This is a genomic window from Streptomyces axinellae, assembly GCF_039532135.1.
GTDB lineage: Bacteria > Actinomycetota > Actinomycetes > Streptomycetales > Streptomycetaceae > Streptomyces > Streptomyces axinellae.
This window is the reverse complement of the sequence record NZ_BAAARJ010000021.1, coordinates 12,223-29,189: the sequence shown is the minus strand read 5'-3', so window position 1 is coordinate 29,189 and position 16,967 is coordinate 12,223. Positions and strand designations below refer to the sequence as shown.

Below are 16,967 nucleotides of genomic sequence, written 5' to 3'. Positions count from 1 at the left end.
CAGATAAGAGGTCGCCATGGAACGACAGGCGATGTGGTGAGGCTGAAAACAGGAATCAGTGACGAAAGAATCAATGCGGGAAATCGCGAAAGACGCGGCATTCGATTGCCGGGATCGGCGGTAACACGACAACAGGCACGGGCTCGGTCATGTTCGCTCCTATCCAAACCAGCCCCGCTGCGCCCAATGTGAAGAATCGCCCTGGAAGCTGGGTCCCGCTTTGTCGAGTGCCGATCCAGCTTAAGCGTAGGTAGGTCATCTGGGCAAGTGTCTTGCTGTCCGAAAAGGAACTGCGGGAGCCATCGGAATGTCCCATTTAAGGGCGTGTCCTAGGAGGTGAGGCGAACGAGACATTTGTAGCAGCGCGGGGCGGATTTCAGGCCGGGGGATCGGACGCTTGCCGGGGAGGCGTTCGAAAGGGTGATCGGGACGGTCGCAGCCGGACAATCAGGCCGTGACCGGCAATGCCTTCCCGTCAAGGAGCGTGCGTGCCGGGCGGCGCGAGGGGGGCAAAGCTTGCCGGGAGGGGCACCAGGAATGAAGCGCTCCCGGCTCCTGCCGGTCACCGCATCTGAAGGACCCCGTCAGCCATCGCTTCCGAAAAGGAGGGGCGCCCAGGGTTGCCAGGGCGGGCTCATCATGAGCTGGCGGCATCACCTTCAGGCGGTCAACGAGAGCGTGAACCCCCGCTCGGTGGCGGGGGTTCGCGGGCGTCGGCCCGAAGGACGCGGACAGCACCTCCACCCTCGTCGAGCGCGGCCGGGAGCAGTCCGGTATCACCAGCCTCTCCGGACAACCCTGCCAAGAACCCCCTCGGGCCGACATGCTGAAGCCCGCATCTCGGCCCGAGGGCAAGGGTGTCAGGCGTGCCGCCTCAACTCGCGGCGGGCCAGCGAGCGTTGGTGTACCTCGTCGGGGCCGTCCGCGAGTCGCAACGTCCTCGCGCCGGCCCACAGTTCCGCCAAGGGGAAGTCCTGGGAGACTCCCCCTGCCCCGAAAAGCTGTACCGCGTCGTCGAGGATTTTCACCACCGCGCGCGGCGTTGCGATCTTGATGGCCTGGATTTCGGTGTGCGCGCCCCGGTTGCCCACGGTGTCCATCAGCCAGGCCGTCTTGAGGACGAGCAGTCGCAGCTGCTCGACCTGGACGCGGGCATCCGCGATCCACTCCCGCACCACGCCCTGCTGGGCGAGCGGCTTGCCGAACGCCGTACGGTCCAGCGCCCGCCGGCACATCAGCTCGATCGCCCGCTCGGCCATGCCGATGAGCCGCATGCAGTGGTGGATGCGGCCAGGGCCCAGCCGGGCCTGGGCGATGGCGAAGCCACCGCCCTCCTCGCCGACGAGGTGCGAGACGGGCACCCGCACCTCGTCGAAGACGACCTCCGCGTGTCCGCCGTGGGCGTGGTCCTCGTAGCCGTACACGGACATCGCACGGCGGATCTCGACTCCCGGTGTGTCCCTCGGGACGAGGATCATCGACTGCTGGCGGCGCACATCCGCACCGTCGGGGTCGGTCTTGCCCATGACGATGAAGATCCGGCAGTCGGGGTTCATCGCGCCGGAGATGTACCACTTGCGGCCGGTGATGACGTAGGCATCGCCTTCTCGCCGGATGCGCGTGCCGATGTTCGTCGCGTCCGAGGAGGCCACCTCCGGTTCGGTCATCGCGAAGGCCGAGCGGATCTCCCCGGCGAGCAGCGGTTCCAGCCAGCGCTCGCGCTGCTCGGGTGAGCCGAATTCGGCCAGCAGTTCCATGTTGCCGGTGTCGGGGGCGGCGCAGTTGAGGGCCGTGGGGGCGAGCTGCGGGCTGTGCCCGGTGATCTCGGCGAGGGGCGCGTACTGGAGGTTGGTGAGGCCCGCGCCATAGGCCGGGTCCGGCAGGAAGAGGTTCCACAGGCCCCGCGCGCGCGCCTCGCCCTTGAGGTCGTGTACCACCTGCGGGGTGTCCCAGGGTGACGCCAGCGCGGCCCGCTGCTCGTGCGCCACCGGCTCGGCGGGCCGCACCCGCTCCGCCATGAAGGCCAGCAACTGCTCGCGCAGTTCTTCGGTGCGCGCGTCGTATGCGAAGTCCATGTGCTGCCTCAGCCTTTCCGCAAGGTGGTGAGTCCGTTGTCGATGAACACCGGGACGAGGGAGCCGATCCGGTCGAAGCCGGTGCCGACGGTCTGGCCGAGCGTGAAGCGGTAGTGGATGCCCTCCAGGATCACGGCGAGCTTGAAGTAGGCGAACGCCGTATACCAGTTGATCCGTGACACATCCCGGCCGGAGGCCCGCGCGTAGCGCTCGATCAGTTCGGCCGCCGAGGGGTGGCCGGGTGCGCCGCTGGTGGTGCTGACGGGGGAGTCCGGCATCTCCTGCTGTTCGCTGTACATCGCCAGCAGGCCGAGGTCGGTCAACGGGTCGCCGAGGGTGGACATTTCCCAGTCGAGGACCGCCGCGATCCGGTCGTCCGCGTCCACCAGTACGTTGTCGAGCCGGTAGTCGCCGTGCACCACGGCCGGGGCCGGTGAGAGCGGCAGCGTCTCGCCCAGCGCGGTGCGCAACTCCTCGACCCCGGCCAGCTCCCTGCTGCGGGATGCCTCCAATTGTTTGCCCCAGCGCCGCAGTTGCCGCTCCAGGAACCCTTCGGGGCGCCCGAAGTCGCCCAGCCCGACCGCTGCGGGATCCACCGCGTGCAGCGCGACCAGCGTCTCGGGCAGCGCGAGGACGATGCGCCGGGTGCGCTCGGCGCCCAGCGGTGCGAGCTGCCCGGCGGTGCGGTACGGGGTGCCCTCGACCTGCTCCATCACGTAGAACGGCGCCCCGATCACCTCGGGGTCCTCGCACAGCAGCACCGTCCCCGGCACGGGCACCTGCGTGTCGCGCAGGGCGCTGATGACCCGGTGCTCGCGGGCCATGTCATGCGCGGTCGCCAGGACGTGGCCCAGCGGCGGCCTGCGCACCACCCAGCGGCCGGCGCCGTCGGTGACGCGGTACGTCAGATTCGAGCGGCCCCCCTGCACGACCTCGGCCCGCAACGGGCCCCGCACCAGCCCGGGACGCTCACGCTCCAGATGCTCGGCCAGCCGTGCCAGGTCGAGGCCGGGCGGGTTCTCTTCGCTCATCGCGCGCGCTCCTCTGCGTCGGTCGCACCCGATCATGCCGACTAGTCGGTATGGAGTCCAGAGGCAGTCCGGGGGAGGTCGTCCCTTGACGCCTTGACGCCTTGACGCCTTGACGCCTTGACGCCTTGACAAGCTTTGACGCTGGACGCGTGTGCCGTCTGCCGCTGTCGCTTTCCGCCACGGTGGACAGGGCGGCGGCATCAGCGCGGGGCGGTGCCCGTCAGGGCGAGTGCTCGGGCCGTCGTCCGCTCCACGGTGCCGTCGATCGGCACCACCGCACCCGGTTCGTCGGCCGCCAGCGGCTCCAGCGCCTCGAACTGGGAGCGCAGCAGTCCGGCGGGCATGAAGTGCCCCTCGCGCCCGGCCAGCCGCCCGGCGATCAGCTCGTAGGAGCCGTCCAGGTGGAGGAAGAACAGGCGCGAGGACGCCTGCCGCAGGCGGTCGCGGTAGCGGCGCTTGAGCGCCGAGCACACCAGGACGGCGCCGCTTCCGGTGTGCTGGGAGAGCCAGTCGGCCATGGACGCCAGCCAGGGGGCGCGGTCCTCGTCGGTCAGCGGGATGCCGGCCGACATCTTCTCGATGTTCGCGCGCGGATGGTAGGAGTCCGCGTCCGCGAACGGCACCCCCAGCCGGGGTGCCAGCCGCGCGCCCACGGTGCTCTTCCCCGAGCCGGAGACGCCCATGACGACCACCAGCGGCTTCCGCCCGGCGACGGCCCCCGGTTCCGCCCCGGTCGCGGCTTCGGTCCCGGTTCCCGTTCCGGACTCGGCCTGGTCCCCGGTCCCGGGCTCCGCCCCGGACCCCTCCGCGCGCGGATCTCTCACAGCGTCATCACTCCCACGATGATCAGCACCAGGACCGGCACCAGCACGCCCCCCACCTCGCGCGCCCCCATGGCCGCGGGGCGCGTGCCGGAGAGGGCGCCTATGCGGCGGTGCGCGGTCACGAGCAGGGCCAGCCAGGCCAGTGCTCCGAGGCAGGCGGCCAGGACGGGGACGGCCGTGGCGTCGCGCAGCGCCGAGCGGGCCGCCAGCGCGGCGGCGACCGCGAAGGCGAGCGTCGTACGCCGCCAGGCGAACCACGTGCGCTCCGGCTGGGCGCCCGGATCGCGCACCGGGGTGCCCGGGGGGCCGGGGGGATCGCCGGGCCCGACCGGAGTCTCCGGTCCGCCAGAGGTCTCCGGCCGCCGACCGGATCCGGCCTCCCGCCGCCCCTGGGGGCTCACAGTCCCGCCCACCCCATCGACACGACGACGACCACCAGCAGCGCGGCCCCCGCCGTACCCAGCGCCAGCAGCACGGGGAAGCGGGAGGCGGGCAGGTCCTCGCCGCGCCGCATGGCGCGCTCGCAGCGCACCCAGTGGTTGACGGCGCGCAGCGCGCACAGCACGGCCCCGGCCAGCAGCACGATGGCGATGGTGGTGCGCACGCCCCAGCGCAGGCCGGTGAGGAACTGGTCCACCGCGATGCCGCCCGCCACCAGCGCGAGCGAGGTCCTGATCCAGGCGAGGAAGGTCCGCTCGTTCGCCAGCGAGAAGCGGTAGTCGGGCGTGCTGCCCTCCTCCCTGATCCGCTGGGGGGCGAGCCACAGCCCCAGGGTCTCGGTGAGCCGCGTGAACATGGCTCAACCGTACGTGGTGACCTGCGGCGGGGCCCCGGCGGGCGGCGGGTGGACGATCACCGGGCGGTCGGCGGCAGCCTGTTGACCGGCCGAAGGGGGCGGCGGCAGGCGCCGGCCGGAGGAGCTGCCGGAGGGCCTGCCGGGAGAGGGGCCGAGGGCGGTCAGCGGGCGTTGAGCCGGCGGTGACATTCCAGGCCGTCGGGAACCACGTCCCAGCCGGGCAGCCTGCGCTCCAGCTCGTCCTCGGACAGGAAGTCCCACCACTCGACCTCCTCGGCCTGCGGCTGGACGGGCAGCGTGCACACCACCTCGTACACCTGGAGGAACCAGGAGTAATCCGGCGTCTCGAAGAGGAATTTCAGCTGCCGCTCCGGCATGGGCAGCCCGCTGACCCCCAGCTCCTCCTCGGCCTCCCGCAGCGCGGCCGTGTCGTAGTCCTCCCCGGCGCCGACCACGCCGCCCACCACCACGTCGTACATCGAGGGGAAGATCAGCTTTGTGGGGGTGCGGCGGTGGACGAAGATCCGTCCCGCGCCGTCCCGTACCCGGATGGAGGTGCTGCGGTGCCGCAGCCGCTTCTCGTACACCTCGCCGCGCAGCCGCTGCCCGACGACCCGGTCCCGCTCGTCCACGATGTCCAGCAGTTCATCGGCCGAACGGGCCGGTTGCCGCTCCCGGCCCCGCCGCCGCTCCTGATCCGTCATGGGCCCATCCAAACACCACGGGGCACAGGGGGTGCCAGCGGCCGGAGCGGGAGGTTACTCTCCGGTCACCAGTCATCAGCGCTGCCCCGTGCCGGACGGTGGGCTGTTCAGCGTTGTCCAGCGTTGAGGGGCGCTCTCCAGTGCTGTCCGTCGCGAGAGGGTGGAGTGCATGGCGTACGACGCCGATGTGATCGTGGTCGGAGCCGGGCTCGCCGGCCTGGCCGCCACGGCCGAACTGGCCGAGGCGGGGCGCCGGGTGATCCTGCTGGACCAGGAGCCCGAGCAGTCCCTCGGCGGCCAGGCGCACTGGTCCTTCGGCGGGCTCTTCTTCGTCGATTCCCCCGAACAGCGGCGCATGCGGATCAAGGACAGCCACGAGCTGGCCTGGCAGGACTGGCAGGGCACCGCCGCCTTCGACCGCCCCGAGGACCACTGGCCGCGCCGCTGGGCCGAGGCGTACGTCGATTTCGCCTCCGGTGAGAAGCGGGCCTGGCTGCGTGCGCAGGGCGTACGGATCTTCCCCGTCGTCGCCTGGGCCGAGCGCGGCGGCTACGGGGCGGCCGGGCACGGCAACTCGGTGCCGCGCTTCCACATCACCTGGGGCACGGGACCCGGGCTGGTCGAGCCCTTCGAGCGGCGGGTGCGCGCGGGCGTCGCGCGCGGCACGGTCGAGCTGCGCTTCCGGCACCGCGTCACGGGGCTCTCCCGTACCGGCGGTGCCGTCGATACCGTGAGCGGCGAAGCGCTGGCCGCCAGCGACGCTGCGCGCGGCACCGCCAGCAGCCGGGAGGCCACCGGCTCCTTCGAACTGCGCGCCCAGGCCGTGATCGTCACCTCCGGCGGCATCGGCGGCAACCACGAGCTGGTGCGCGCCAACTGGCCCGAACGGCTGGGCACTCCGCCCGCGCACATGCTCAGCGGGGTGCCCGCGCACGTGGACGGGCTGATGCTCGGCATCACCGAGAGCGCGGGCGGACGCCTCATCAACCGCGACCGCATGTGGCACTACACCGAGGGCATCGAGAACTGGAACCCGATCTGGGCGCGGCACGGCATCCGCATCCTGCCCGGCCCCTCCTCGCTCTGGCTCGACGCCACCGGCAAGCGGCTGCCCGTGCCGCTCTTCCCCGGGTTCGACACCCTCGGCACCCTCGACCACATCATGCGCACCGGCCACGGCTACACCTGGTTCCTGCTCAATCAGAAGATCATCGAGAAGGAGTTCGCGCTCTCCGGCTCCGAGCAGAATCCGGACCTGACCGGCCGCTCCGTGCGGGACGTGCTCGGCCGGGGGCGCGGTGGGCCGCCCGGCCCGGTGCGGGCCTTCATGGAGCACGGCGCGGACTTCCTGGTCGAGCGCGATCTGGCCACCCTGGCACGGCGGATGAACGAGCTGACGGGGGACAAGCTGATCGACGCGGAGGCGCTGCGCCGCGAAGTGGCCGCGCGGGACCGGGAGATCCGCAACCCCTTCAGCAAGGACTCCCAGGTGACGGCGATCCACGGAGCCCGGCGCTATCTGGGCGACCGGCTGATCCGTGTCGCCGCGCCGCACCGCCTCCTCGACCCGGCCGCGGGCCCGCTGGTCGCGGTGCGGCTCAACATCCTGACCCGCAAGACGCTGGGCGGGCTGGAGACCGACCTCTCCTCGCGTGTGCTCACCGAGGACGGGGCACCGCTGCCCGGCGTCTACGCCGCTGGTGAGGCGGCCGGGTTCGGCGGCGGCGGCGTCCACGGATACCGCTCCTTGGAGGGGACCTTCCTCGGCGGCTGCCTGTTCTCGGGCCGTACAGCGGGCCGCGCGGCGGCACGCGCCGTGGCCTGAGCGGGCACCCCGCAAGGCGCCCCGCGCTTTCCGGGCCGTCGCCGGCAGGCGCGGGCGGGCGCTGGCAGGCGCTGGCAGGCGCCCGTCCGGTGAGCGGACACGGGATCGGGGTCAACGGACGACTTCTGGCCAAGTTGGTGACAGGCACCTGACACATCGCGCCGCTGGTGCCATCGTTCAGCACGCCAAGGCGCCGCACCCCCACGGCCAACTCGCGCGGCCCTTCGGTGATTTCCTCCCACACGTGCACAGCTCCACCAGTTCTGCCATCTCTCGCAGAAGGAGTTCAGCGTGCGTAAGCGAATCACCCCCCGAAGACGTGCCACTGTCGGTGGTGCGCTGCTCGCCGTGACCGCGATGATCACGATGGGCATGCAGAGCGGCACCGCCACGGCGGGGCCGGATACGAGCAAGCTCGGCAAGCCGGACGCCGGAGAGCTGCCCGTCAAGCTCTCCGCACCCCAGCGGGCCGATCTGCTCAAGGCGGCGAGCGACACCCGGGCCGAGACCGCCAAGGCGCTGAAGCTCGGCGCGAAGGAGCAGTTGAAGCCGCGCGATGTCGTGAAGAACGCGGACGGCTCCGTGCACACCCGCTACGAGCGGACCTACGACGGACTGCCCGTACTCGGCGGCGACATGGTGGTCCACGAGACCAAGAGCGGCACCATCGAAGGCGTCGACAAGGCGACAAAGGCCAGGATCGAGGTCGCCACGACCAAGGCGACCGAGAAGGCCCCCTCCCTGAAGAAGGAGGCGGCCGAGCCCCGCAAGGTCATCTGGGCGGCGCAGGGCAAGCCCACGCTGGCCTGGGAGACCGTCGCCGGCGGCACACAGAAGGACGGCACGCCCAACGAGCTGCACACGATCACCGACGCGCGCAGCGGCGAGAAGCTGTTCTCCTACCAGGGCGTGCACAACGGCACCGGCAACAGCCAGTACAGCGGCAAGGTCACCCTCGGTACCTCGGGTTCGGCCGGGTCGTACAGCATGAACGACACCGGGCGCGGCGGGCACAAGACCTACAACCTCAACCGCGGCACCTCCGGCACCGGCACCCTGTTCACCGACGCCGACGACGTCTGGGGCGACGGGACGGCCACCAACACCCAGACCGCGGCCGTTGACGCGCACTACGGGGCGGCGGAGACCTGGGACTACTACAAGAACGTGCACGGCCGCTCAGGTATCCGCGGCGACGGCGTCGGCGCGTACTCGCGGGTCCACTACAGCAGCAACTACGTCAACGCCTTCTGGCAGGACTCCTGCTTCTGCATGACCTACGGCGACGGCAGCGGCAACCAGGCGCCGCTGACCTCCCTGGACGTGGCCGCGCACGAGATGTCGCACGGCGTCACGGCCGCCACCGCCGGGCTGATCTACAGCGGCGAGTCCGGCGGCCTGAACGAGGGCACCTCGGACATCTTCGCCGCCGCCGTCGAGTTCTACGCCAACAACCCCGACGACGTGGGGGACTACCTCGTCGGCGAGAAGATCGACATCAACGGCGACGGCACCCCGCTGCGCTACATGGACAAGCCCAGCAAGGACGGCGCGTCCAAGGACAGCTGGTACTCGGGCATCGGCGGGGTGGACGTGCACTACTCCTCCGGCGTCGCGAACCACTTCTTCTACCTGCTCAGCGAGGGCAGCGGGGCCAAGGAGATCAACGGCGTCAAGTACGACTCGCCGACCTACGACAACCTCCCGGTCACCGGCATCGGCATCAAGGACGCCGAGAAGATCTGGTTCAAGGCGCTCAGCGAGAAGATGACCTCGAACACCAACTACGCGGCGGCCCGCACCACCACGCTCTCCGCCGCCGCCGACCTGTTCGGGCAGAGCAGCGCGCAGTACACCGCCGTGGCCAACGCCTGGGCGGCCGTCAACGTCGGCTCCCGGCCCGGCGGAGGCGACCCCGGCGGCGGTGACCAGTACGAGAACACCGACGCCTACCGCATCCCCGACCCGGGCACCGTCGAGTCCCCGATCAGCGTCACCCGGGACGGCAACGCGCCCAGCACCCTCAAGGTGGGCGTGGACATCACCCACACCTACCGGGGTGACCTGCGCATCGACCTGGTCGCGCCCGACGGCACGGCCTACCGGCTGAAGAACACCAGCACCACCGACTCGGCTGACAACGTCAAGGCCACCTACACCGTCAACGCCTCCTCGGAGAAGGCGTCCGGAACCTGGAAGCTCCGCGTCACCGACATCTACCGCACCGACGCGGGCACGATCAACTCCTGGAAGCTCACCTTCTGATCCCAGTCGGCCCCCTGCCGCCCGGAGCGCGGAACACGGGCCAACGCGCCCCGGAGACACCGCAGCCGGCGTCTCCGGGGCGCACCCGTACCTCCGTACCGGCACGCCCGCCTGCCCGTCTGGGCCGGACCATCAGGCCACTTTCCCCGGATTGGCTCTACCGGACAGGACCAATACAGGTGCACGCTCATGACGGGTCGGCACACCGGCCCGTACCGGAGAGCGAAGAGGGGACGCCGTGAGCGCATCGGGAGGCATGGACAAGACCGGACCGGAGGAGCACGGCTGCTGTGCCGAACCCCGCCCGGAACGCCCTCGCCTGGTCGTCGGCGTGAGCGGCTCGCTGGCGAGCCTGGCCGCGCTGCGCGAGGCCGCCGGGGAAGCCCGCCGCACCGGCGGCACTCTGCTGGCCGTCATCGCCTGGGCGCCGCCCGAGGGCGAGCGCGCCTACCTGCGCCGGCCCGACAGGGACTGGGCGCGGCACTGGCAGCGCGTGGCGCACGCCCGGCTTGAGCGCGCGTTCGAGGAGGCGTTCGGCGGCACGCCGCCCGGAATCCGCGTGCACAAGCGCGTCGTACGGGACCTCCCCTGGCGGGCGCTGCGCGCGGCGGCCGACCGGTCGGGCGATCGGCTGGTCCTGGGCTCCCGCGGCACCGGGCGTGGCCGCCGGCCGGCGGGCCCGACGGTGCGCCGCGTACTGGCCCACCCTCCCTGCCCCGTCCTCACCGTCCCCGCACCCGACACGCCCCGGGGCGTACGGAGCGCCCTGCGCCGGGTGACGGTGGAGGACTTCTCCCTGGCCGGTTCCACCGCCTGAAGGCAGCAGCCTTCAGGCCAGGGACCTGCGCGGAAGCGGCCACCGGGCGCGGCCCGACGCAGCGGAGCCCCGGCAGCACACCCCCGGCGTCACATCTGCTGCCCCGCGGCGTCCTGGCGCAGCGCTGCCGTGCCCGGGGCGCAGCTCTCGCGCAGCGCGGCCAGTTCCGCGGGCGGGAGCCTCAGCGCCGTGCCGCACCGGGAGCCGTCCAGCATCGCCGCACCCGTGTCCAGCCAGTCCGGCAGCGGTTCCACGTCCAGGAAGCGGGCGAGCCGGGCGAGTTCGGCGTGCGGCGCCGCCAGCAGCCGCTCGTAGGACAGCGTCGTACGCGCCTCCTCCGGCACCACGCTCAGGTTCTCGACGCCCTCGGCCACCAGCCGCGACCACAGCGCGCCGAAACGCGTCACCGGCAAAGACCGCTCCAGGACCAGCGCCGGGTCGAAGCGCCCGGCCAGCAGCGCCGACAGATGCGGCGGCAGCGCCGCCACCTGCTCCGGGGTCAGCTCGGACGGTGAGGCCACGCCGGCGAGTTCGGTCATCTCCAGGAGCTGGGTGATGAAGCGGAATCCGGTATGGCGGCTCATGGACAGCGCGCAGTCGGGCCCGTCACGGAAGAGGTGCACGAAGCGAGCGTGCGGGAAGGCCCGGTGCAGCGAGGGGATGCTGCCCGTCGAATACCCCGAGCGCTCGACGGCCGCCGAGGCGCCGCCCCCGTACTCGGCCAGCACCTCGAACAGCGCCTCCCAGTGCCGGGGCCCGGGGCGCACCGGCCAGCCGGTGACGCGCGGCGCCAGCGCGTCGAGGAGCCCGTCGGGGTCGTCGGTGAGGTGGGGCAGCACCATGAGGCTGAGCGCGGGAATGCCGGTCGTCTCGGCCGCGTAGCGGCCGGGGGAGCGGTTGTAGAGGAACTCGGGCAGGGGCACGCCGCTGCGGATCATGTTGTCGAACATCTCGTGGGGCTCGGTCACCAGCGCCCAGAACTCCCGCCCCGACAGCGGCTCCTCCCCCAGCGTCGCATCCCGCATGGCGGTGGCGCCCAGCTCATTGAGGCTCAGGACGGCGGGGTGCTCGCGCAGTACGCGGGAGAGCGCCGTGGAACCGCTGCGGCCCGTGCCGACGACGAAGGTCACCGTCCGTACACCCGTCCCGCATCCCTCGCCCATCCCGTACCCCTCTTCGCGTCCGCGCGTCATGGCCTGCCGGCGGTCTCCCGAAGGCGTGATCTCCCGCAGGCGCAGTCTCCCCGCGGGAAACGGGCCGGACACCCCGCCGCAACAACGCGCGGCACTCTCCGGCGACAGGCGCGCCCGTGTCCGGCACCGGCGCCGGCGGCCCGGCCCGTCGGCCGCCTCCGCGTGCTCCGTGTGCCTTCGCGCTACTTCTCGTCACATGCCCCGCGCTACTCCTCGTCGCGGTCGAGTGGAAGGGGAACGCGCCACACGATGCGGGTTCCCCGGGAGCCAAGGGGAGGCGCGTCGGCCCGCCTCTGTGGGGCATCCTCGTGCGGGGGGCTCTCGCCGTCGCTCACCGTGAGGCCGCCGCCGAGGAGTTCGGCCCGGGAGCGCATGTTGTCCAGACCGCCGGAGTGCGTGCTGCCGCCGATACCCACGCCGTCGTCGGTGATCGTCAAGGTGATCTCGTCGTCCACTTGCAGCGTCACCTCGACGCGGTGCGCGTGCGCGTGCCGCACGATGTTGCTCAGCGCCTCACCGAGCACCGCGCGCACATGCCCGGCCGCCTCGGGCGGCACGTTCGTGTCCACCGGGCCCTCCAGGCGCAGCGCGGGCGTGAAGCCGAGCTGTTCGGCCGTGTCGCCGACGGCCTTGGCCATGGTCCGGCGCAGGCTCGCGCCCACGGGGTCGTGGCCGTTGTCGGAAGAGCGCAGCGCGAAGATGGTCGAGCGGATGATCTTGATCGTTTCGTCGAGATCGTCAACCGCGCGCCCCACCCGGTCGGCCGCCTCGGGCCGGTCGATGAGCCGCGCCGCGCTCTGGAGTGTCATGCCCGTCGCGAACAGCCGCTGGATCGCCAGGTCGTGCAGGTCGCGGGCGATGCGGTCGCGGTCGTGCAGCAGGGCGAGCTGTTCCGACTCGGCCCTGTGCTGGGCCAGTTCGAGCGCCAGCGCCGCCTGGGCCGCGAAGTCGGACAGCAGCGCCACCTCCGTCTCGTCGAAGGGCGTCCTGCCCTTCAGCCTGCTCAGCCGCAGCGCACCCGGCGAGTGCTTCTGCGCCAGCAGCGGCACGGCGACAGCCGGCCCGTGCGCGTTCTCGACGCCGGGGAAGGCGTGCGTGCGCGGGTCGTTCATGATGTCCGCCGTCACCGCGGACTCCCCGGTGCGCGCCGCCAGCCCCGGAAGCGTGTTGTCGTAGGCGACGACCAGCCCCGTCATCTCCTTCGCCAGCTCCCCGACCGCCACATCCACCCGCAGCGCCCCGGTGAGCGGCTCGGGCAGCAGCACACACGCCGAGTCGGACTGGGAGACCTCCAGCGCCCCCCAGGCGATCAGCCGCAGCACCTCGCCGGAGGAGGCGCCGCTCAGCAGCGACCTGGTGATCTCACCGAGGGCCTCCAGCCACTGGGCGCGGCGGCGGCTTTCCGCGTACAGACGGGCATTGTCCACCGCGACGCCCGCCGCGACGGCCAGCGTCGTGACGACCGCCTCGTCGTCCGCGTCGAAGTCGGCACCGCCGCGCTTCTCGGTGAGGTAGAGGTTGCCGAAGACCTCGTCGCGCACCCGCACCGGCACGCCCAGGAACGTGCGCATCGGCGGATGGTTGGCCGGAAAACCGTGGCTGGCCGGATGCGCGGTCAGGTCCGTCAGCCGCAGCGGCTCGGGGAGGCGGATCAGCTCGCCCAGGATGCCGTGGCCCGAGGGCAGCGGGCCGATCTGCTCCGCCAGCTCGTCCGAGATGCCGACCGGCAGGAAGTTCGCCAGCCGCTGCCGGTCGCCGATCACACCCAGCGCCCCGTACTCCGCGTTGGTCAGGGCGAGGGCCGCCTCCACGATCCGGCGCAGCACATACGCCAGATCCAGCTCCCGGCCGACGCTGAGCACGGCCTCCAGGAGACTGTGCATCCTGTCCTGCGTCCTGCGGGCGGCATCCAGCCGCGTCTGTAGCTCATCGAGCAGCTCGTCCAGCCGGAAGTGGGGTAACTCCCCCCGACAGGGGCCCTGTTGCCCGTGGCCGGCAGAGTCTGGCATGCGACCTCCGTACGGCAGCCGGGCGACACTCGCGCCCAGGTGCGCATTCTACGACCGAAACCGTCCCATACAGGGGGTGTTGACGGCGGCACATGCGACAACGCAGGGTCGGCCTCGCCCCCGGCGAGATCGAGCGGGGCCCGGACAGGTGCCGAACGGCCCTTTCTCGGCGGAGCGCGCGTCCTCCAGTCTGGAGGGTGTTTTGAGGAGGCACAGTGCCGGACCCTGACAGCAGCGGTGACGCATCCCCCCGCCACCCCATCCGTGTCTTCCTTCTCGACGACCACGAGGTGGTGCGCAGAGGGCTGCGCGATCTGCTGGAGGCCGAGTCCGACATGGAGATCGTGGGCGAGGCCGCCGACGCGCGCCAGGCCCTCGCGCGCGCACCCGCGCTCCGCCCCGAGGTGGCCGTACTCGACGTCCGCCTCGGCGGCTCCGGCGCAGGCGGCGATCAGGCGGGCATCGAGGTGTGCCGCGAGCTGCGGGCCCGGATGCCGGAGCTGGTCTGCCTGATGCTGACCTCCTTCGACGACGACGAGGCGCTCTTCGACGCGATCATGGCGGGCGCGGCCGGCTATGTACTCAAGCAGATCAAGGGCGCCGACCTGGTCACCGCGATCCGCACGGTCGCCGCGGGCACCTCGCTCCTCGACCCGCGCGCCACGACCCGGGTCATGTCGCGCATCCGGGCACGCGAACACCAGTCGGCGCCACCGGAGTTGGCCCGTCTCTCACCGCGCGAGCGGGAGGTGCTGGAACTCATCGGCGAGGGGCTGACCAACCGGCAGATCGGCGAGCGGCTCTTCCTCGCGGAGAAGACCGTCAAGAACCGGATCTCCTCCATTCTCGCCAAGCTGGGTGTCGGCCGCCGGGTGCAGGCCGCTGTGATCGCCGAGCGCATCAAAGAAGCCGAGGGCTGAACGCCTCCCCGCGCCCGGCGGCGGGTGGGCCGGTCGGGTGACTCAGCGGCCCTCGCGCAGCCGGTCCAGCTCCCGCCGCTCGCGCTTGGTGGGGCGTCCGGCGCCGCGCTCGCGCTGGGCGATCACCGGGATCTCGACGCGGGGCGGGGGCGGCGGGCTGTTGTCGATGTAGCACTCGGCTGCCACGGGGGCGCCCACCCGCTTCTTGATCAGCTTGCGGACGACCAGGATCCGCTCGCGGCCCGCGTGCCGTACGCGTACCTCGTCGCCCACCCGCACGGGGTGCGCCGCCTTGGCGCTCTCGCCGTTGACCTTGACGTGGCCGCCGCGCGCCGCCGTCGCCGCCTGGGAGCGGGTCTTCGTCAGCCGCACGGACCAGATCCAGCTGTCGACCCGCACCGATCCCTCGTCTGCCGTCATGCCTCGACTGTAGGCGAGGGCGCCCGCCTGCGGGGCCTCGGAGCCCGACCGTCAGAAGGCGGGCGCCGCCAGGGGCTGCCGGGCGCTCTGGCAGCCCCTGGCGGCGGCTCTCACCCGGCGGGCAGCCCTCATCCGATCCAGAATGCCCCTATATGAACTCTCCGGCCCCCACCTCCGGGCGACCCCAGGACTCCGCGCAGACGCGCGCGGCGGCGCTCGACGATGCTCTGCGCGCGCTGGACAGCCTGGCGCTGCGCACCGCGGCGCTTGCCCGGTTCCGGGCGCGCGAGCGCGTCGCGGAGGGTTCGGAGCACCACCCGGCAGCGGCCCCGGCGACCGGCGCCGGGCGGGAGTCCGTGCGCTCCGGCACCGGCCCCTTCGCCTACGACGACACCATCGCCGACCCGCCCCGCGAGGTTGTCGCGCTGCCGGGCCTGCCGCCGTGGATCCGCGACGTGCTGGGCGTGCTGCGCGGCAGCTCGACCGTGCTGCGGCCCGACTACGCACCCGACGGCACGGTGCACGACTTCATCGTCGTCGCCGCCAACCACTTCGAGCTGAGCGGCCAGGAGCGCGCGGGCGCGGACCTGCTGGGCCGCCCGCTGTCCGAGACCCGGCCCGGGGCCCGCACGAGCGGGATGTACGACGCCTACCGCGCGGCCCTCGCCAAGGGCCGCCCCGTCAGCACCGACACCATCGACTACGTGGACGTCATCGACGGCACGCTCCAGCGCGCCCGGCTGCGCGGCACCGTCTCCCCGCTGACGACCGAGGGGCTGCTGCTCACCAACTGGGAGCCGGTCGGCGAGGCCCGGATCAGCCGCCGCATCCAGGAGAGCAGCCGCATGGGCTGGGTCGAGTGGGACCTGGTGACCGGCCGGGTGCAGTGGTCCCAGGGGCTGCGCGAGCTGCTGGGCCTCACGGCGCCGCCGCCCGAGGGGGTGGAGCCGGGCGATACGCGAAGCGTGGACCGGGCGGCCCGGACGGTCGCCCCGGCCCGCAGCGTCGCCGCCGACTTTATGACCGTCGGCAGGCTGCTGGAGCCCGACGACGTGCCCGGCTTCACCGAGGACATGCGCGCTCTCCTGGCGGGCGGCGAGATCTCGGGCCGGGAGGTCACCGTCCGTGCCCGGGACGGGGGCCGTGCGCAGGGCCGGGAGCGGGGCCGTGCGGAGGGCCGGGACGGGGGCCGGGGCCGTGCCGGGGACGGCGACCGCCGGGTGCGCTGGCTCGGCTCGGCCCAGCCGCCCGGCGCGAACCCGCCCGAATCCCTGCTGGTGGCCGCGCGGGACATCACCGAGCAGGACGAACGCCTGCGCACCGCGCTCAGCGCCGCCGAGCGCCTGCGCCAGGAGGCAGTGGCCGAACGCCGCGTGTCCGAGACCTTCCGGCGCGCACTCACCCCGCCCCTCGCCGCCCTCACATCGCGCCGCCTCTCGGTCAGCGCCGCCTATGTGGCCTCCGAGTCCGGGATCGGCGGCGACTGGTACAAGTGCCGGGAACTGCCGGACGGGCGCGTGCTGCTGGCCGTCGGCGACGCCTCCGGACACGGCGTGGAGGCCGCCAGCAGAGCCGTGCAGCAGCGCTCGGCCCTGGCCGGTCTCGCCTACACGGACGGCGACGCGGGCGAACTGGCCGCGGCACTGGGCGAGGTCGTCTACTACGCCGGGATCGACACCACGGCCACCGCCGTCCTCGGCCACCTCGACCCGGAGACCCGCGTCCTGCGCTGGGCCAGCGCGGGGCACCCCGCGCCGGTCCTGGTGCGCGACGGCGAGCCGACGCTGCTCAACGCCGCACAGGGGGTGATGTTCGGGGTCACCCCAGAGGCGGCCTACCCGGTCAACAGCACCCGACTGCGCCCCGGTGACCTGCTGCTCATCTACACCGACGGCGTCATCGAGCGCAGAGGCATGGACATCGACGCGGGCGTGGCGGCGCTGCTGAGCGCCGTGCGGCACTGCGCCTGCCGGGGGGAGGGCGCGCAGACGGCGACCGACTGCCTGGTGGAGACGCTGCTGGGTCCCGAGGCCGAGGACGACGCGACGATCCTGGCGCTGCACGTGGCCCGGTGAGGGCCGGCACGGC

14 protein-coding genes are annotated in these 16,967 nt (G+C 72.4%); 5 read left to right on the top strand and 9 right to left on the bottom strand.

Features of this window, described 5'->3' with window-relative positions; genetic code table 11:
* Positions 1–860: 860 nt before the first annotated feature.
* From ABD339_RS27250 to ABD339_RS27225, 6 genes are all read right to left on the bottom strand, one after another.
* A complete protein-coding gene (locus tag ABD339_RS27250; RefSeq protein WP_344569636.1) occupies positions 861–2,075 on the bottom strand; it encodes an acyl-CoA dehydrogenase family protein in 1,215 nt (404 codons plus the stop codon).
* Positions 2,076–2,083: 8 nt separating this feature from the next.
* Complete coding sequence (locus ABD339_RS27245; protein ID WP_344569634.1) at positions 2,084–3,106, bottom strand: phosphotransferase family protein; 1,023 nt, start codon at positions 3,104–3,106, stop codon at positions 2,084–2,086.
* A 200-nt stretch (positions 3,107–3,306) separates the two neighbouring features.
* Complete coding sequence (locus tag ABD339_RS27240; protein WP_344569793.1) at positions 3,307–3,789, bottom strand: gluconokinase; 483 nt, start codon at positions 3,787–3,789, stop codon at positions 3,307–3,309.
* 137 nt (positions 3,790–3,926) lie between these two features.
* Positions 3,927–4,331, bottom strand: coding sequence for a DUF202 domain-containing protein (locus ABD339_RS27235; protein ID WP_344569632.1), 405 nt, complete (start codon positions 4,329–4,331; stop codon positions 3,927–3,929).
* Positions 4,328–4,726: a YidH family protein gene (locus ABD339_RS27230; protein ID WP_344569630.1), complete on the bottom strand. Its 399-nt coding sequence runs from the start codon at positions 4,724–4,726 to the stop codon at positions 4,328–4,330. Before ABD339_RS27230 ends, ABD339_RS27235 begins: the two co-directional genes overlap by 4 nt.
* Before the next feature lie 161 nt (positions 4,727–4,887).
* The gene (locus ABD339_RS27225) at positions 4,888–5,430 is read right to left on the bottom strand and encodes an NUDIX domain-containing protein (protein ID WP_344569628.1); all 543 of its coding nucleotides are present in this window, start codon (positions 5,428–5,430) and stop codon (positions 4,888–4,890) included.
* Between the two features lie 169 nt (positions 5,431–5,599).
* Between ABD339_RS27225 and ABD339_RS27220 the strand changes: the two genes are divergently transcribed.
* The 3 genes from ABD339_RS27220 to ABD339_RS27210 all read left to right on the top strand — a co-directional run bounded on the left by ABD339_RS27220 (position 5,600) and on the right by ABD339_RS27210 (position 10,337).
* Positions 5,600–7,255, top strand: a complete 1,656-nt coding sequence (locus tag ABD339_RS27220; RefSeq protein ID WP_344569626.1) for an FAD-binding dehydrogenase — start codon at positions 5,600–5,602, stop codon at positions 7,253–7,255.
* 357 nt (positions 7,256–7,612) lie between these two features.
* Positions 7,613–9,520 (top strand): M4 family metallopeptidase, encoded by a 1,908-nt coding sequence (locus ABD339_RS27215; RefSeq protein WP_344569791.1) that lies wholly within the window; start codon positions 7,613–7,615, stop codon positions 9,518–9,520.
* 238 nt (positions 9,521–9,758) lie between these two features.
* Positions 9,759–10,337 (top strand): universal stress protein, encoded by a 579-nt coding sequence (locus tag ABD339_RS27210; RefSeq protein ID WP_344569624.1) that lies wholly within the window; start codon positions 9,759–9,761, stop codon positions 10,335–10,337.
* A gap of 89 nt (positions 10,338–10,426) precedes the next feature.
* On the opposite strand, the gene ABD339_RS27205 is transcribed toward ABD339_RS27210, so the two are convergent.
* Together ABD339_RS27205 and ABD339_RS27200 are read right to left on the bottom strand one after the other, a co-directional pair.
* A complete protein-coding gene (locus tag ABD339_RS27205) occupies positions 10,427–11,530 on the bottom strand; it encodes a sulfotransferase family protein (RefSeq protein ID WP_344569622.1) in 1,104 nt (367 codons plus the stop codon).
* Between the two features lie 206 nt (positions 11,531–11,736).
* The gene (locus ABD339_RS27200) at positions 11,737–13,539 is read right to left on the bottom strand and encodes a GAF domain-containing sensor histidine kinase (RefSeq protein ID WP_344569620.1); all 1,803 of its coding nucleotides are present in this window, start codon (positions 13,537–13,539) and stop codon (positions 11,737–11,739) included.
* A gap of 215 nt (positions 13,540–13,754) precedes the next feature.
* Between ABD339_RS27200 and ABD339_RS27195 the strand changes: the two genes are divergently transcribed.
* The gene (locus ABD339_RS27195; protein WP_344569618.1) at positions 13,755–14,459 is read left to right on the top strand and encodes a response regulator; all 705 of its coding nucleotides are present in this window, start codon (positions 13,755–13,757) and stop codon (positions 14,457–14,459) included.
* Positions 14,460–14,501: 42 nt separating this feature from the next.
* Here ABD339_RS27195 and ABD339_RS27190 read toward each other — a convergent pair whose 3' ends face one another.
* Entirely contained in the window at positions 14,502–14,879 is a 378-nt protein-coding gene (locus ABD339_RS27190; RefSeq protein WP_344569616.1) for an RNA-binding S4 domain-containing protein, read from the bottom strand.
* Between the two features lie 152 nt (positions 14,880–15,031).
* Between ABD339_RS27190 and ABD339_RS27185 the strand changes: the two genes are divergently transcribed.
* Entirely contained in the window at positions 15,032–16,954 is a 1,923-nt protein-coding gene (locus tag ABD339_RS27185; protein WP_344569614.1) for a PP2C family protein-serine/threonine phosphatase, read from the top strand.
* The last annotated feature ends 13 nt before the right edge of the window (positions 16,955–16,967 follow it).

Bases quoted from the DNA above. Each gene is read 5' to 3' on its own strand.
- ABD339_RS27250 (WP_344569636.1), bottom strand. From the start codon at position 2,075: ATGGACTTCGCATACGACGCGCGCACCGAAGAACTGCGCGAGCAGTTG.
- ABD339_RS27245 (WP_344569634.1), bottom strand. From the start codon at position 3,106: ATGAGCGAAGAGAACCCGCCCGGCCTCGACCTGGCACGGCTGGCCGAG.
- ABD339_RS27240 (WP_344569793.1), bottom strand. From the start codon at position 3,789: ATGGGCGTCTCCGGCTCGGGGAAGAGCACCGTGGGCGCGCGGCTGGCA.
- ABD339_RS27230 (WP_344569630.1), bottom strand. From the start codon at position 4,726: ATGTTCACGCGGCTCACCGAGACCCTGGGGCTGTGGCTCGCCCCCCAG.
- ABD339_RS27225 (WP_344569628.1), bottom strand. From the start codon at position 5,430: ATGACGGATCAGGAGCGGCGGCGGGGCCGGGAGCGGCAACCGGCCCGT.
- ABD339_RS27220 (WP_344569626.1), top strand. From the start codon at position 5,600: ATGGCGTACGACGCCGATGTGATCGTGGTCGGAGCCGGGCTCGCCGGC.
- ABD339_RS27215 (WP_344569791.1), top strand. From the start codon at position 7,613: ATGATCACGATGGGCATGCAGAGCGGCACCGCCACGGCGGGGCCGGAT.
- ABD339_RS27205 (WP_344569622.1), bottom strand. From the start codon at position 11,530: ATGACGCGCGGACGCGAAGAGGGGTACGGGATGGGCGAGGGATGCGGG.
- ABD339_RS27200 (WP_344569620.1), bottom strand. From the start codon at position 13,539: ATGCCAGACTCTGCCGGCCACGGGCAACAGGGCCCCTGTCGGGGGGAG.
- ABD339_RS27190 (WP_344569616.1), bottom strand. From the start codon at position 14,879: ATGACGGCAGACGAGGGATCGGTGCGGGTCGACAGCTGGATCTGGTCC.
- ABD339_RS27185 (WP_344569614.1), top strand. From the start codon at position 15,032: ATGAACTCTCCGGCCCCCACCTCCGGGCGACCCCAGGACTCCGCGCAG.